Source organism: Ancylobacter sonchi, assembly GCF_018390695.1.
Classification (GTDB): Bacteria; Pseudomonadota; Alphaproteobacteria; order Rhizobiales; family Xanthobacteraceae; genus Ancylobacter; species Ancylobacter sonchi.
This window is the reverse complement of sequence record NZ_JAHBGF010000028.1, coordinates 300,875-313,572: the sequence shown is the minus strand read 5'-3', so window position 1 is coordinate 313,572 and position 12,698 is coordinate 300,875. Positions and strand designations below refer to the sequence as shown.

The window sequence follows — 12,698 nt, the reverse complement described above, 5'->3', positions numbered from 1 at the left end:
CACTCCTCACACGCGCTCGAAGGTGGTGCGCGATGGCACCAGCCCGGCCGGCCGCACCAGCAGCACCAGGATGACGAAGGCGAAGGCGAAGGCGTCGCGGAAGGCGCGCAGTTCCGGCGGCAGATAGGCCTGCAACATCGTCACGATGATGCCGATGGCGAAGCCGCCGACCACCGCGCCGACGAGGCTGCCCATGCCGCCCACCACCACCGCCACGAAGGCGAACAGGGCGAGCGGCAGGCCCATGGTGTGGCTGAGCGAGCCGGACTGCGTGGTGTAGAGCAGCGACACCGCCGCGGCGAGAATGCCGCTGATGGCGAAGGCGAGCCCGATGACGAGGTTGCCGCGCACGCCGAGATAGGTCGCCATGCGGAAATCCTCGGCGGCGGCGCGCATCTGGATGCCGTAAGGCGTCTTTCTGAGGAACAGCGTCAGCGCCGCCATCAGCACCAGCGTGACCACGAGGATGATCAGTTGCAGCATCGGCACCCGCAGGTCGCCGATCAGGATCTGGGTGTTGGCGCCGCTCCACAGGTCGACGGCCTTGGGCCGGGCGCCGTAGAACATCATCACGCCGTTCTGGATGATGTAGCTGACGGCGAAGGAAGCGATCATCAGCGTCGGCGAGGAGGCGCGGCGCAGCGGCCGGAACACCAGCACGTCGGACAACAGCGCCACCACCACCACGATCAGGCAGATCAGCGGCGTCATCACCACGAGCGGCAGCTCGCCGATCATCAGGCGGGCCGTCACGTCGGCGGAGGGCACGATCAGCGCATAGGCGCCGATGGTGATGTAGTCGCCATGCGCGAAGTTGATCAGCCGCAGGATGCCGAACAGCAGCCCGATGCCGAGCGCGGTCAGTGCATAGATGCTGCCGAGGCTGACGGCGTCGATGAGGTTCTGCAGAAACGCGATCATGGCGCCACGCCCTCCAGGGTCGCCGGGGAACCGAAGCCGAAATAGGCGCTGCGGATCGCCTCGCCGTCGGCGAGGTCGGCGGCGCGCCCTTCCAGCTGGATGCGCCCGCCGCGCAGCACGTAGATCCGGTCGGCGTGCTTCAGGATGCGGTTGGAGCTCTGCTCGTTGATCACCAGCGTCAGCCCCTCGCGGCGGCGCAGATCGAGCAGGATCTCATAGATCTGGTCGACGATGCGCGGCGCGAGACCGAGCGAGGGCTCGTCCACCAGCAGCAGGCGGGGACGCGTCATTACCGCGCGGGCGACCGCCAGCATCTGCTGCTCGCCGCCCGACAGCCGCCCGGCCGGGAAGTTCAGCCGCTCGCGCAGCCGGGGGAACAGCTCGAGCAGCCGCTCATAGTCGGCCTTGGCGTCGGCGCGGCCCTTGTGGATGAAGCCGCCGATCCGCAGGTTCTCGTCGACGGTCAGGGTGCCGAAGATGTGCCGCCCCTCCGGTACGAGGGAGAGGCCCTGGCGCGCCACCACCTCCGGCCGAATCCCGACGACGTCGACATCGCCGAAGCGGATAGCGCCGCGCCAGGGCGTCACGCCGCCGGCGACCGCCGCCAGCAGGGTCGACTTGCCGGCCCCGTTGGGGCCGATGATGCAGACTACCTCGCCCTGCGCCACGCTGAGCGACACCTCGCGCAGGGCGACGAGGTCGCCATAGCGCACATGCACGTCGTCGACGGTGAGGAGCGCGCCCATCAGGCCTCCATGCCGAGATAGGCGGCCATCACCGCCTCATGCTTCTGGATTTCCGCCGGCGATCCCTCGGCGAGGGTCTTGCCGCCATCGAGGACGTGGACCCGGTGGCTGATGCCCATCACCACCCGCATATTGTGTTCGATCAGCAGCACGCCGGAGGTGAAGCTCTTCGGGATGGCCGAGACGAGGGCCATCAGTTCCTCGCACTCGGCGTCCGACATGCCGGCCGCAGGTTCGTCGAGCAGGATGAAGGCCGGCGACAGCACCAGCGCGCGGGCGATGCCCAGCCGGCGCTGGTCGGTATAGGCAAGCGTGCCGGCCTTGGCCTGCGCCTTGTCGGCGAGGCCGATCCAGCCGAGCAACGCCATGGCGTGCTCGCGCGCCGCCTTGAGTCCGAGGCCGAGCCCGACGCCGGTCACCTCGACATTCTCGGCCACCGTCATGTCCTTGAACAGCCGGCCGGCCTGGAAGGTGCGGGCAATGCCATGGGCGCGGAAGCGCGCCGCCGACCACCCGGTGGTGTCCTCCTCGCCGAACACCACCCGCCCGTCGGTCGGCGCCTGGAAGCCGGTGAGGCAATTCACCAGTGTGGTCTTGCCGGCGCCGTTCGGCCCGATCAGCCCGAGGATCTCGTGGCGCGCCAGCCGCAGCGTGACGTCCGAGATCGCCAAGAGGCCGCTGAAGCGCACCGACAACCCCTCGGCGGCGAGCTTCGCCGCATTGGTCAGCGTGCGGTCGACGCCGAGCGAGGGCGGCTCGACGAAGACGGGGATGTCGTTCATCCGGACCTCCAGCGGTTGCGGGACGGCCGGCGGAGCACCCGCCGGCCGGAAGCGGCGCGCTACTTCTTCAGGCGGTAGAGCACCGGGTCGGGAATGGGCTGGGTGATCGTCCACTCCCCGACCGAGGTCTCCTTGTCGCCGTCATAGGAGACGACGAACATCGGGTTCCGGGTCTGGACGTGCAGCTTGGGCGCGAAGGAGCGCGGGCCGATCACCGTCGGGAAGTCGCTCATCTCGTTCAGCACCGCCACCACGGCCTTGCTGTCGGTGGTGCCGGCCTTGGTCGCCGCCGCCGCCCACATCTGCAGGAAGGCGTAGATCGGATAGGCGTACTGGGTGGTCGGCGGCTTGCCGTACTTCTTCTCGAAGGCCGCCGTCAGCGCGCTGACGTCCGGCCGCGGATCGTCCTTCACCAGCGCCTGCACCGGCAGGTAGAAGTCCTTGAGCCCGGGCACCGAGTTCACCCAGTAGGTGCCGTCCATCGCCGTCGCCGACAGCACGGGGATGCTGACGCCCGCCGCCCGCAGCTGGCGCAGCGCGCTCGCCGCCGCCGGGTTGGCCGAGCACAGCATGACGTGGTCGACGCCCTTGTTGCGGATCGCCTCCGCCAGGCGGGTGACCTGCGAGGAGATAGTGGCGTCCTGGCTCTTGAAGGAATCCTGCCCGACCAGCTCGCCCTTCTTCAGCGGCAGCATCCATTCATAGCCGGCACAGGCGGACTTGTTGTATTCGAGCGTCTCGTCGACCAGCATGTAGCCCTTGCGCAGGCCCTTCTTCTCATAGCCCCACTCGGCCATGACCGCGCCTTCGAGCTGGGCGGCATTGTTGGCGGTGAAGGAGAGCGGGCCGACGCCGAGCACGCCGGCCTTGGGATCGGAAGCACCGATGAACACCGAGATGATGCCGGCCTTCTGCGCCTGCAGCGCGGCGGGTGCGCCATAGTCGTAGTCGGCCGAGACCAGCAGCATGTCGGCGCCCTCGTCGACCAGCTGCTTGCCGGCCTTGGCACCTTCGACGCGATCGGTCTTGGTGTCGGCGGTGATCACCTTGATCTTCTTGCCGAGGACGCCGCCCTTGGCGTTCTGCTCCTCGATCCACAGCTGGGCCATCTTGGTGGCCTCGCCGTCATAGGCCTCCATCCAGCCGGAGAAGGCGACGGCCATGCCGAGGGTGATCTCGTCGGCGGCGCGGGCCGGCTGCAGGGGCAGCAGGGTGACGACGCTGCCGAGCAGCGCATAAAGCAACTTTCTCATCCGGTCTGCTCCATGGGGAAAGAGGTGCCGCGTCCGGCGCGGCGGGTCGGTTTCGGGGGAAGGTCAGGTCACCGCGGGCGCCCGCGGGACAAGGCGGCCGCTCAGCTCGCCGGCGCCGAGGCCCGCCGGGCGGCGCGGTCGGCCTCCCAGGTCACACACCATTGCGAGCAATAGGTCTTGCCGCTCTGGACCACCCAGGAGGCGCGGGCGCTCGGCGTGTCGTAGAGCAGCACGCCGCAGTTCGGGCACTTCTCATAGGATTCGATGTAGAGGCGGTTGGCCGAGAAACGCATGGTGTCCTCCTGATGTCCGGGGATCGTGTCGCGCCGTCAGCTCGTCAGCGCCCGGCGGGCGGCGGTCGTGGCGGCGGGGTCGATGTCGAGCGTCTCGTCCTCAACCAGCCCGGTGAACACGACGCCGTAGAGGTCGCGGGCGCGGGTCTCGGTCTCGTAGCCTTCGAGGACGTCCTTCAGCACCCGGCGCGGATCGCGCTGGCGCGGATCGCCATACCCGCCGCCCGAGGTGTGGTTGCCGCGCACATAGGCGCCCTTCTCCAGCCGGATGTTGACGATGTTGGGCAGCTCGGTCTCGCTGCCATCGACCTCCACCCGGAAATGCCGGGCACAGGTGCCGTCCTGCCCGCCGCGCACGCCCTTGGGGGCGAAGTGGGTGCCGTCGCAGGGCCAGAGCACGTCCATGGCGAACTTGGTCGGGCCGTAGGCGAGTTCCATCGCTGGCGCGCCGCGAAAGCGCCCTGCCCCGCCGGTGCCGGGCAGGATGCGCAGGAAGTGGAAGCGCATCGGGTGCTTGAGCTCGTCGATCTCGACGCTGTCGCGATACATCAGCCCGCCGACCACCGGCAGCGCATAGGTCGGCCAGCCATCGGCGGCCGGCGCACCGGGGCCGCCGGCGCCGGTGATGATCAGCTGGTTGACGAAGGCGCCGTCGTCGCTGCGGTCGTCCTTGCCGGAGATCACCGCGAAGCCGGCGCCCATGCCGACGCCGCCCTCCGCCAGCCCCCAGCCGTCGCCGATCTGGGCGAAGGAGGACTGCACGATGTTGATCAGCCGGTCGGCGATGTTGGTGGTGGCGACCGAGCAGCTGTGCGGGAATTTCGGCCGACCGGCGACCGCCCCGTCGCGCAGATGCACCTTGATGCGTCGGAACGAGCCCGAATTGCGCGGCACGGTGGAGTCGATCGAGTTGAACACCCCCGCCACCGTCGAGGAGGTGGCGCAGGCCTCGCTCTCGTTGAAGCCGCAATCGACATTGTCGACATTGTCGGTGAGGTCGAGATCGATCATGCCCGCCTCGGGCTGGATCTTCACCGTGACCTTGAGCGGGATGCCCTCCGGCAGCAGCGTCCCGAACGGGTCGTGCGCCCCGCTATTGGTCAGCGTCGCCGCCGGCAGCTTGCGGATCGCCTGCACCATCCGCTGCTCGGAATAGTCCATCCAGTCGCGGATGAAGGTCTTGACGCGCTCCTTGCCGTATTTGGCGCAGAGCTCCTTCAGCCGGCGCTCGCCGACGCGGGCGCAGCCGATGCCGGCGAGGAAGTCGCCATACCATTGTGAGGGCACGCGGATGCGCGAGCGGCACATGCGCACGACGTTCTCGTCGGTGACGTAGTCGCGCTGCACCCGTACCGCCGGGAAGATCAGCGCTCCCTCTTCGTACTGGTCGCGCGCGGTCGCCGAATAGGTGGTGGGCAGCGCGTTGCCGATATCGGCCTGGTGCGCCTTGGCGACCGTGGTGAACAGGTGCTCGCCCTCGAAGAACACCGGTACGAGGAACGTATGGTCGGCGGCGTGGGTGTTGCCGGAATAGGGGTCGTTGTGCAGGTAGCAGTCGCCCTCGCGGATGTCGGCGCCGTGGAAATCGGCCATCGCCCGCGTCTGCATGTGGCTGCCGAAAATGTGGATCGGCAGCCCTTCGGCGGAGGCGAGCAATTCGTTGTCGCCGGTGCAGATCGAGCAGCTGAAGTCGCGGGCGCTGTTGATCACCGCCGAGCGGGCGGCGCGCAGCAGCGTATGCGTCATCTCGCGGACGATGCCGTCGACGCGGTTGGCGATGATCGCGGTGAGATAGGGGTCGAACTCGGCGGGCGTCCCGGTGCTCATGATGGTCTCCCTCACGCGGTGCGCAGCAGGTAGTTGCCGGAAGCGCTCACCTCGGCGGACATGCCGGGGTAGACGACGAGCGTCGTGGTCGGCTCCTCGACGATGGCCGGTCCGGCGATGACGAGGCCGGGCGCGATGTCGGCGGCCTTGTAGATGGCGGTGGGCAGCGGCGTGCGGTCGCCGAAGAAGCAGTCGCGCCGGGCGGTCGGCGCTCCGGCCTCGACGCGTGTCGCGACCACCGCCGGTTCCGGCGGCTTGGCGAGGTGCACGACGAGTCGGGCCTTCCAGTTGACCACCTCGACCGGGCTGCCGGGATCGCGCACGGCGAAGACGCGCTCATGCACCTGGTGGAAGGCCTCGACCAGCGCGAGGCGATCGGCATCGCCCGTGAAGCGGCGCACGGGCAGCTGCGTGTCGAGTTCCCACACCTGGCCGAGATAGCGGGCCTCGGCCACGAGATCGATGCGATAGGCGTCCTTCTCGCCGGGCAACACGGCGCGGAACGTCTCCAGCCGCGCCTCCAGCCCCGCCAGCACCTCGTTGACGGCCGCGGCGTCGAAGCGATTGGTCAGCGTGACGAGGCTCGCCGTCTCCTCGGCGACGATGTCGGCGAACTGCATGCCGGAGGCGGAGAGCGCCGAGGCCACCTTGGGCAGGATCACCCGCTCGCAGCCGAGTTCCTTGGCGATGGTCATGATGTTGATGCCGGCCGCGCCGCCGCCGGCCACGATGGTGCTCTCGCGCGGATTCACGCCCTCATTGACGGTGATGTCTGCGATGGCGCGCATCATCAGGTCGCTGGCGAGGCTGAGGATGCGGAACGCCGTCTCCTCGATGGAAAGGCCGATCCGCTCGGCGACCGACATCACCGCGCGCCGCGCCGCCTCGACGTCGAGCTTCATCCGCCCGCCGAGGAAATAGTCGGGATCGAAATAACCGAGCACCACGGCGGCGTCGGAGACGGTGGGCAACGTGCCGCCGCGCCCGTAGCAGGCCGGGCCGGGTTCGGCGCCGGCCGATTGCGGCCCCACGCGCATCAGCCCGCCATCGTCGATCCAGGCGATCGAGCCGCCACCCGCACCGATGGAGCGCATGTCGACGGCGGAAATGCCGAGCAGGTCGCCGGTATAGGTCGGCCCCAGCCAGGTATCGCGAGTGAAGGTCAGCCGCCCGTCCCGCACCAGACCGACATCGAAGGTGGTACCGCCGGTGTCGCAGATGATCACGTCGTCGCCGAGCGCTTCGAGACCGGAGAACGTCAAGCCGGCGATCGGCGCCATGGCCGGTCCGGAACCGACGGTATAGATCGGCTTCTCCACCAGCGCGTCGATATGGTTGCAGCCGCCTTCGGTGGTGCTCACCAGTATCTGCCCGGCGAAACCCGCCGCCTTGAGGTCGCTCTCGAGGCCACGCAGGTGATCCTGCATCAGCGGCTTCAGCGAGGCATCGATGGCGGTCGCCGAGGCGCGGCGATATTCGCGCACCACCGGCACCAGCCGGTGCGACAGCGTGTAGGGAATGCCGGGGAGCAGTTCGTCGAGTAGGCCAGCGAAACGCTCCTCATGCGCCGGGTTGGCGATGGACCACAGAAGGCAGACCGCGACCGCCTCGAAACCGCGCGTTCTGATCCGACTGATCACTTCACGAGCCTGCGCGTCGTCGAACGGAATGGAGGCGACGCCGTCCGCTCCCATGCGCTCCGTCAGCTCGAATGTGTGACGACGGGCGATATAGGGATCGGGATAATCCTGGCTGAAGTCGTGCGGGTTGAACTTGCCCCCCTCCTTCAGCAGCAGCGTGTCGGGGAAGCCGGCGGTGGTGACGAAGGCCGTCTTCGCCACGGTCTTGGTGACGATGGCGTTGGTGGCGCGGGTGGTGCCGTAGATCAGCAGATCAGCCTCGGCGAGCAGCTTCCCGAGCGGGATGTCGAGCTGCATCGCGGCGGCTTCGATGGCGTCGCGCATGCCCAGGAAAATGCGGCTGCGGGTGGTCAGCGCCTTGCCGATCACGAAGCCGCCGGCTCCGTCGCTGACGATGACGTCGGTGAAGGTGCCCCCGGTATCGACGGATATGCGATAGGCCATCTGACGCTCCTCGACACGATCCGATAGGCGCGGATCGAGGCGTCTCGACCCGTCACAAACCGAAGCGAGGAAAGTTTAGCCGCCGGGCTGCGGAGCGTTTGTCATCGAGCGAACAAAGAGTTGGACAAATCCGCCCCATATGGGGCAGGCTAAATTTTTGCATATTTGTTGTGCGATTTAGACGACCGATACGCCGCCCTGCCCATGGAGCGGCTTGTCCTTGCGCGAAGTTTGGCCTGTGCCGGCCCGCCCGCCGAACCTAAAGTCCGCATCCGGCTTGCACATGTCGCTTCACAAGGATGACCGCCCGTGAACGAGGCCGCACCCGTCCTGAGCCGGTTCGATGTCGCCACCCTGCACCCGTCGCGGCGGCGGCAGGCATGGGCCGAGGCCCAGCATGATTATTTCTACGCCGTCGACCTCAGCGCCGCCCCGGATTTCGCGAGGGGCTGGGTCCAGAGCGTCGACATCGCCGGCGTCCGGCTCGCCCGCTACCATTCCGACCCGGTGGCGGTGCGTCGGACGGCGCCGTTGATCGCCCGCAAGCCGGAGGACTTCTACTTCCTGCCGGTGCTGCTGGACGAGGGACTGGCCTTCCGCCAACGCGGCAGGCAGGCTGATCTCGCGCGCGGCCGTTTCGCCTTCGTCAGTTCGCTGGACGCCTATGACTACGACCAGCCGAAGCGGGCGACCTTCCACAGCCTGCGCTTTTCCGGCCCCGCCGTGCGCGAGCGCACGCCCCATGTCGACGATTGGACGGCGCATGATTTCGGCGACCACGTCATGGTCCGCCTCTTCCTCGATTTCGCCAATTCCTTCTGCAGCCATGGGATAACCATCGACCCAGCCATCGGCCACCGGATCACGGCCCATCTGCTCGATCTGCTCGCGCTGGTGATCTCGGGCGCCGACCAGCATTGCGATGAGACGGCGGTGCGCCTTGCCCATCGCCAGCGGGCGCTGCAGGTGATCGAAATCCGCTTCCGCGATCCCGATTTCAGCGCCAGCGACATCGGCATCGCGCTGAAACTCTCCGAGCGCTACCTGCAGAAGATCTTCGCGGAACATGGCGAGACGCCGTCTGGGGCGATCCGCAGCCGCCGCCTGACCGAGGCGCGTCGCCTGCTCCAGACGCGCAACCTCTCGCGCGCCTCGATCTCCGCCATCGCCTATGCCGTCGGTTTCTCGGAGCCGGCTTATTTCAGCCGTGCTTTCCGCGCCGCCGTGGGGACGTCGCCGCTGGACTATGCCCGGCGCGGCTGACGCCTTCCTTCGCTAGCCGACCGCCGGCGTCCGGCGCGGCAGCAGCACGAGCACCACGCCGGCGAGAATGAGCGCCGTGCCGACCAGCTTGAGCGCCGGCACGGTCTCGCCGAAGACAAGAGCGCCAAGCCCGATGGCGAATACCGGGTTCAGCATGGAATAAGGCACGACGGCGTTCACCGCATTGCGCGCCAGCAGCCGGTACCAGATGCCGTAGGCCAGTACCGAGGAGACAAGCGCGCTGTAGACCACCGCCGCCCAGCCATGCCAGCCGGCACCGGCGAGACTGGCCCACGCGTGGTCCTCGAACAGGGCCGTGGCGAGGGCCATTTGCGGGATGGCGAACAACGCCGACCAGCCTGTCAGCGCCATGGCGTCGATGGGCGGCATCAGCTTCACCACCAGATTGGTGATTGCCCAGCCGGTGGCGCTGGCGACCAGCAAGCCGAGCACCAGCGGACCGGGAAAGGTAGGGCCGAGCGCCAGCACCACCACGCCGACCACCGTCATGACGAGCCCTGCGGCGCGCACGACGCCGAGCGGCTCGCGAAAGACCAGGCAGGCCAGCAGGCTGGCGATCGGCGCGCCAAGCTGCACCAGCACCGCGCTGGTGCCAGCCTCCGTGACGCCGAGGGCGATGAACAGGAAGCCGAAATGCATGGCGCCGAAGGTGACGGACACCAGCAGGATCCATGGCAGCTGCCGGCGCGAGACCCGCTTCAGCGGCACCAGCAGCGCCGCCACCAGCATGAAGCGCAAGAGGCTCATCAGCAGCGGCGGAATTTCCGCCACGCCGAGCTTCACCAGCACGAGATTGGCGGACCAGCAGGCGACCACGGCCGCCGCCAGGAGCTTGTCGGTGAGGGACATGTCGGGAACTCGGCCGACGGGCCAGCCGGAGCCGACCCGTCACGGCAGGCGCCGGATCAGCGCGGAAGCGCGGCGAGGGTCGCGTCGAGGGCGAGGCGCAGCCGGCGAGCCAGCTCGCCGATCTCGGCTTCGGTGATGATCAGCGGCGGCGACAGCACCACGCATCCCTGCAGCGGACGCACCACCACGCCGGCCGCCAGCCCGGCCATGTAGAGCTGCTGGCTGAGCCCGCCGGGCGCCAGCGAGGGCGAAGCGGCAGCCGGGGCGCCCTCGCCCGGCGGGGCGATCTGCACGGCGCCGGCCATGCCGAAGCAGCGGGTGGCGGTGACCAGCGGGTGATCTTCCAGGCTCGCCAGCGCCTTCTGCCAGGCCGGCATCACCGATTGCACATGGCCGAGAATGTTGCGCCGCTCATAGATGTCGAGCACCTTGAGGGCGACGGCGGCGGACACCGGATGGCCACCATAGGTGCCGCCATGGTTGAAGATGCCGGCGGCGTTGGCGCCTTCCTCGAGATGGCTGTAGAAATCGTCCGACATCACCACCGCCGAGATCGGCTGGTAGGCGCCGGACAAACCCTTGGCGCAGCTGATGCAATCGGGCTCGATGCCAAGCGTCTCGCTGCCCCACATCTTGCCGGTGCGGCCGAAGCCGGTCACCACCTCGTCGGCATAGAGGCGGATGCCGTAGCCGTCCAGCAGCGCCTTGGTCTTGGCGAAGTAGCCGACCGGCGGCGGAAACATGCCCGACGACACCGAGACCGGCTCGGCGATGAAAGCGGCGACGGTCTCCGGTCCGGCATCCTCGATGGTCTGCCGCAGTTCCGCGACCAGGCGGTCGGTGTAGGCGACCTCGGTCTCGCCCGGCAGCGCACCGATCGGCCAGGTCGGATGCGAGACGAACAGGCTGTCGCCGGTCGGGATTCCGAACGCGTCCTGCAATCCGGCGCTGCCGCCCAGAGCCGTGGTGGCGATGGTGCCGCCGTGATAGCTGGCGCGGCGCGAGATGATCTTGCGGCGCTTCGGCTCGCCGGCGACGCGGTTGGCGTACCAGGTGAATTTGACGAGCTGGTCGTTCGCTTCCGAGCCTGTGGTGGCGAACATCACATGGCCGCCGCGCACGGGGGCGACCGCCGCCAGCCGCTCGGCCAGCTCCAGCACCACCGGCACCGTCCGGTGAATGCCCGACGGATACATCGGCAGGGCGCGCAGCTGCTCCACCGCCGCCTCGATCAGCTCCTCGTCGCTGAAGCCGAGATTGACGCAATAGAAGGTCGAGACCGCTTCGATGTAGTCCTTGCCCTGCTCGTCGAAGGTGTAGATGCCTTGCCCCCGCACGAACATCAGCGGACGCTCCTCCCGCAGCTTCTGCAGGTTGGAGAACGGCAGCAGAGCCGAATTGCCGGGAAGATTGGTGCCCCGCGCCAGGACGTTCATCGTCGCGCCTCTCGTCTTGTGTGATCACAGATGGGGCAAGGCTAAGGGCGCAGCGCGACGGCGGTCAAGCGAGAATGTCGTCGTCAGTATTCGTCAGAATAAAAAGGCGCCGTGATGCCGCTCATGCGCCACACCGCGGCGCCTGACGCTGCGCTGTGATCACGAGCGGAGCCCGGCTAGAAAGACGCCCCTTCGAGCGACCAGCCGAGGCGCCGGTAGAGATAGCGCTGATAGGTGAGAATGTCGGACCGGCGCAGGTCGCGCATGCGCTCGCCATCGCGCGAGCGGGCCGCCCAGGCCATTTCCATCATGATGTGAGTGGAGAATTCGAGGAAGGAGTAGTCCTCGTCGGCGTCGCGGCACAGCGCGAGCGCCACCGCCGGCGCCATCCGCACGCGTAGGCGATGGATCAGCGTCATCATCAGCGGCGAGCCACAACGGTCGCCGACAAAGAACGACCAGTCGTTGAAGCCCCTTATGTGCGCGCGCATATGGTCGGTAAAGGCCATGCCGAGCTGCGCCGGGCGTACGGCCTCCGACAGTGCCTGCAGTTCGACGAATTCCTGCTCGCTCGCGCGCCGCACGAACAGCGCGGCGGCGTCTCCCTCGATGAGCGCACGCATGCGGAAGATGTCGTCACAGTTCTGGCGACTGAGCTCGGGAACCTGGATCACCCGCGTTGGCGTGATCTCCAGCGCATCCTCGGCCACGAGGGACGAGACCGCGTCGCGCACGGGCTGCATGCTGGTGCCATAACTGGCCGCCAGCGAACGCAGCGACAGCTTCGCGCCTGGCAGAAACTCGCCCATCAGTAAACGATGACGCAAAGCGTCGGCGATCTGTCCGGAGAGAGTGTGCCCCGCCCTGTTCGCCTCCAGATCCACCATCGCCCACTCCCCGACCATCTCGGCATCCGCATCATCGGCCACTGCGGCTATATCACGGATTTTGCAGCCGGAATGGCCAGTCCGACGTCGCGGGTCGAATGTGATCACACCCGGCAGCTCACCGCCCTTCTCCGCACACAACCAGCGAGATGCATGCTCAGCTTTGCATCCTTAATCGCATATTTTATGGTCATACGCAGTAATTGACACCGTTTTGAGCAGCCCTATAGTCCATCTCGCTTCCCTGTGATCACATAGAGATCGCGCCCAAACTCCTTCATTTTCCGCTGCTGCCGCCAGGCAACGGCGCCCGCGATGTCGCGTGGCGTCCGGGTG

At 67.8% G+C, this 12,698-nt stretch carries 11 protein-coding genes; 1 reads left to right on the top strand and 10 read right to left on the bottom strand.

What is annotated here, in order from left to right; genetic code table 11:
• Positions 1–6: 6 nt before the first annotated feature.
• The 7 genes from KHC28_RS16875 to KHC28_RS16845 all read right to left on the bottom strand — a co-directional run bounded on the left by KHC28_RS16875 (position 7) and on the right by KHC28_RS16845 (position 7,906).
• Complete coding sequence (locus KHC28_RS16875) at positions 7–921, bottom strand: branched-chain amino acid ABC transporter permease (protein ID WP_214009509.1); 915 nt, start codon at positions 919–921, stop codon at positions 7–9.
• Positions 918–1,667, bottom strand: coding sequence for an ABC transporter ATP-binding protein (locus tag KHC28_RS16870; RefSeq protein ID WP_214009508.1), 750 nt, complete (start codon positions 1,665–1,667; stop codon positions 918–920). Before KHC28_RS16870 ends, KHC28_RS16875 begins: the two co-directional genes overlap by 4 nt.
• On the bottom strand, positions 1,667–2,449 hold the full coding sequence (locus tag KHC28_RS16865) for an ABC transporter ATP-binding protein (protein WP_214009507.1): 783 nt from the start codon (positions 2,447–2,449) through the stop codon (positions 1,667–1,669). Before KHC28_RS16865 ends, KHC28_RS16870 begins: the two co-directional genes overlap by 1 nt.
• A 59-nt stretch (positions 2,450–2,508) precedes the next feature.
• Positions 2,509–3,702 carry an ABC transporter substrate-binding protein gene (locus tag KHC28_RS16860; RefSeq protein WP_214009506.1) on the bottom strand — a complete coding sequence of 398 codons (1,194 nt, stop codon included), beginning with the start codon at positions 3,700–3,702 and terminating at the stop codon, positions 2,509–2,511.
• Positions 3,703–3,803: 101 nt separating this feature from the next.
• Positions 3,804–3,995: a hypothetical protein gene (locus KHC28_RS16855; protein WP_214009505.1), complete on the bottom strand. Its 192-nt coding sequence runs from the start codon at positions 3,993–3,995 to the stop codon at positions 3,804–3,806.
• A 36-nt stretch (positions 3,996–4,031) separates the two neighbouring features.
• Positions 4,032–5,822, bottom strand: coding sequence for a hydantoinase B/oxoprolinase family protein (locus KHC28_RS16850; RefSeq protein ID WP_214009504.1), 1,791 nt, complete (start codon positions 5,820–5,822; stop codon positions 4,032–4,034).
• A gap of 11 nt (positions 5,823–5,833) precedes the next feature.
• Positions 5,834–7,906, bottom strand: coding sequence for a hydantoinase/oxoprolinase family protein (locus KHC28_RS16845; protein WP_214009503.1), 2,073 nt, complete (start codon positions 7,904–7,906; stop codon positions 5,834–5,836).
• 309 nt (positions 7,907–8,215) lie between these two features.
• On the opposite strand from KHC28_RS16845, the gene KHC28_RS16840 reads away from it, so the two are divergent.
• The gene (locus tag KHC28_RS16840) at positions 8,216–9,169 is read left to right on the top strand and encodes a helix-turn-helix transcriptional regulator (RefSeq protein ID WP_214009502.1); all 954 of its coding nucleotides are present in this window, start codon (positions 8,216–8,218) and stop codon (positions 9,167–9,169) included.
• A 12-nt stretch (positions 9,170–9,181) separates the two neighbouring features.
• Here the strand turns inward: KHC28_RS16840 and KHC28_RS16835 are convergent, their stop codons facing one another.
• From KHC28_RS16835 to KHC28_RS16825, 3 genes are all read right to left on the bottom strand, one after another.
• The gene (locus KHC28_RS16835) at positions 9,182–10,039 is read right to left on the bottom strand and encodes a DMT family transporter (RefSeq protein WP_214009501.1); all 858 of its coding nucleotides are present in this window, start codon (positions 10,037–10,039) and stop codon (positions 9,182–9,184) included.
• Between the two features lie 56 nt (positions 10,040–10,095).
• The gene (locus tag KHC28_RS16830; protein ID WP_214009500.1) at positions 10,096–11,475 is read right to left on the bottom strand and encodes an aminotransferase family protein; all 1,380 of its coding nucleotides are present in this window, start codon (positions 11,473–11,475) and stop codon (positions 10,096–10,098) included.
• Between the two features lie 176 nt (positions 11,476–11,651).
• On the bottom strand, positions 11,652–12,362 hold the full coding sequence (locus tag KHC28_RS16825; protein WP_214009499.1) for a GntR family transcriptional regulator: 711 nt from the start codon (positions 12,360–12,362) through the stop codon (positions 11,652–11,654).
• Between the last annotated feature and the right edge of the window lie 336 nt (positions 12,363–12,698).

Coding starts and splice junctions, on each gene's coding strand:
- KHC28_RS16875 (WP_214009509.1), bottom strand. CDS start 921: ATGATCGCGTTTCTGCAGAACCTCATCGACGCCGTCAGCCTCGGCAGC.
- KHC28_RS16870 (WP_214009508.1), bottom strand. CDS start 1,667: ATGGGCGCGCTCCTCACCGTCGACGACGTGCATGTGCGCTATGGCGAC.
- KHC28_RS16865 (WP_214009507.1), bottom strand. CDS start 2,449: ATGAACGACATCCCCGTCTTCGTCGAGCCGCCCTCGCTCGGCGTCGAC.
- KHC28_RS16860 (WP_214009506.1), bottom strand. CDS start 3,702: ATGAGAAAGTTGCTTTATGCGCTGCTCGGCAGCGTCGTCACCCTGCTG.
- KHC28_RS16855 (WP_214009505.1), bottom strand. CDS start 3,995: ATGCGTTTCTCGGCCAACCGCCTCTACATCGAATCCTATGAGAAGTGC.
- KHC28_RS16850 (WP_214009504.1), bottom strand. CDS start 5,822: ATGAGCACCGGGACGCCCGCCGAGTTCGACCCCTATCTCACCGCGATC.
- KHC28_RS16845 (WP_214009503.1), bottom strand. CDS start 7,906: ATGGCCTATCGCATATCCGTCGATACCGGGGGCACCTTCACCGACGTC.
- KHC28_RS16835 (WP_214009501.1), bottom strand. CDS start 10,039: ATGTCCCTCACCGACAAGCTCCTGGCGGCGGCCGTGGTCGCCTGCTGG.
- KHC28_RS16830 (WP_214009500.1), bottom strand. CDS start 11,475: ATGAACGTCCTGGCGCGGGGCACCAATCTTCCCGGCAATTCGGCTCTG.
- KHC28_RS16825 (WP_214009499.1), bottom strand. CDS start 12,362: ATGGTGGATCTGGAGGCGAACAGGGCGGGGCACACTCTCTCCGGACAG.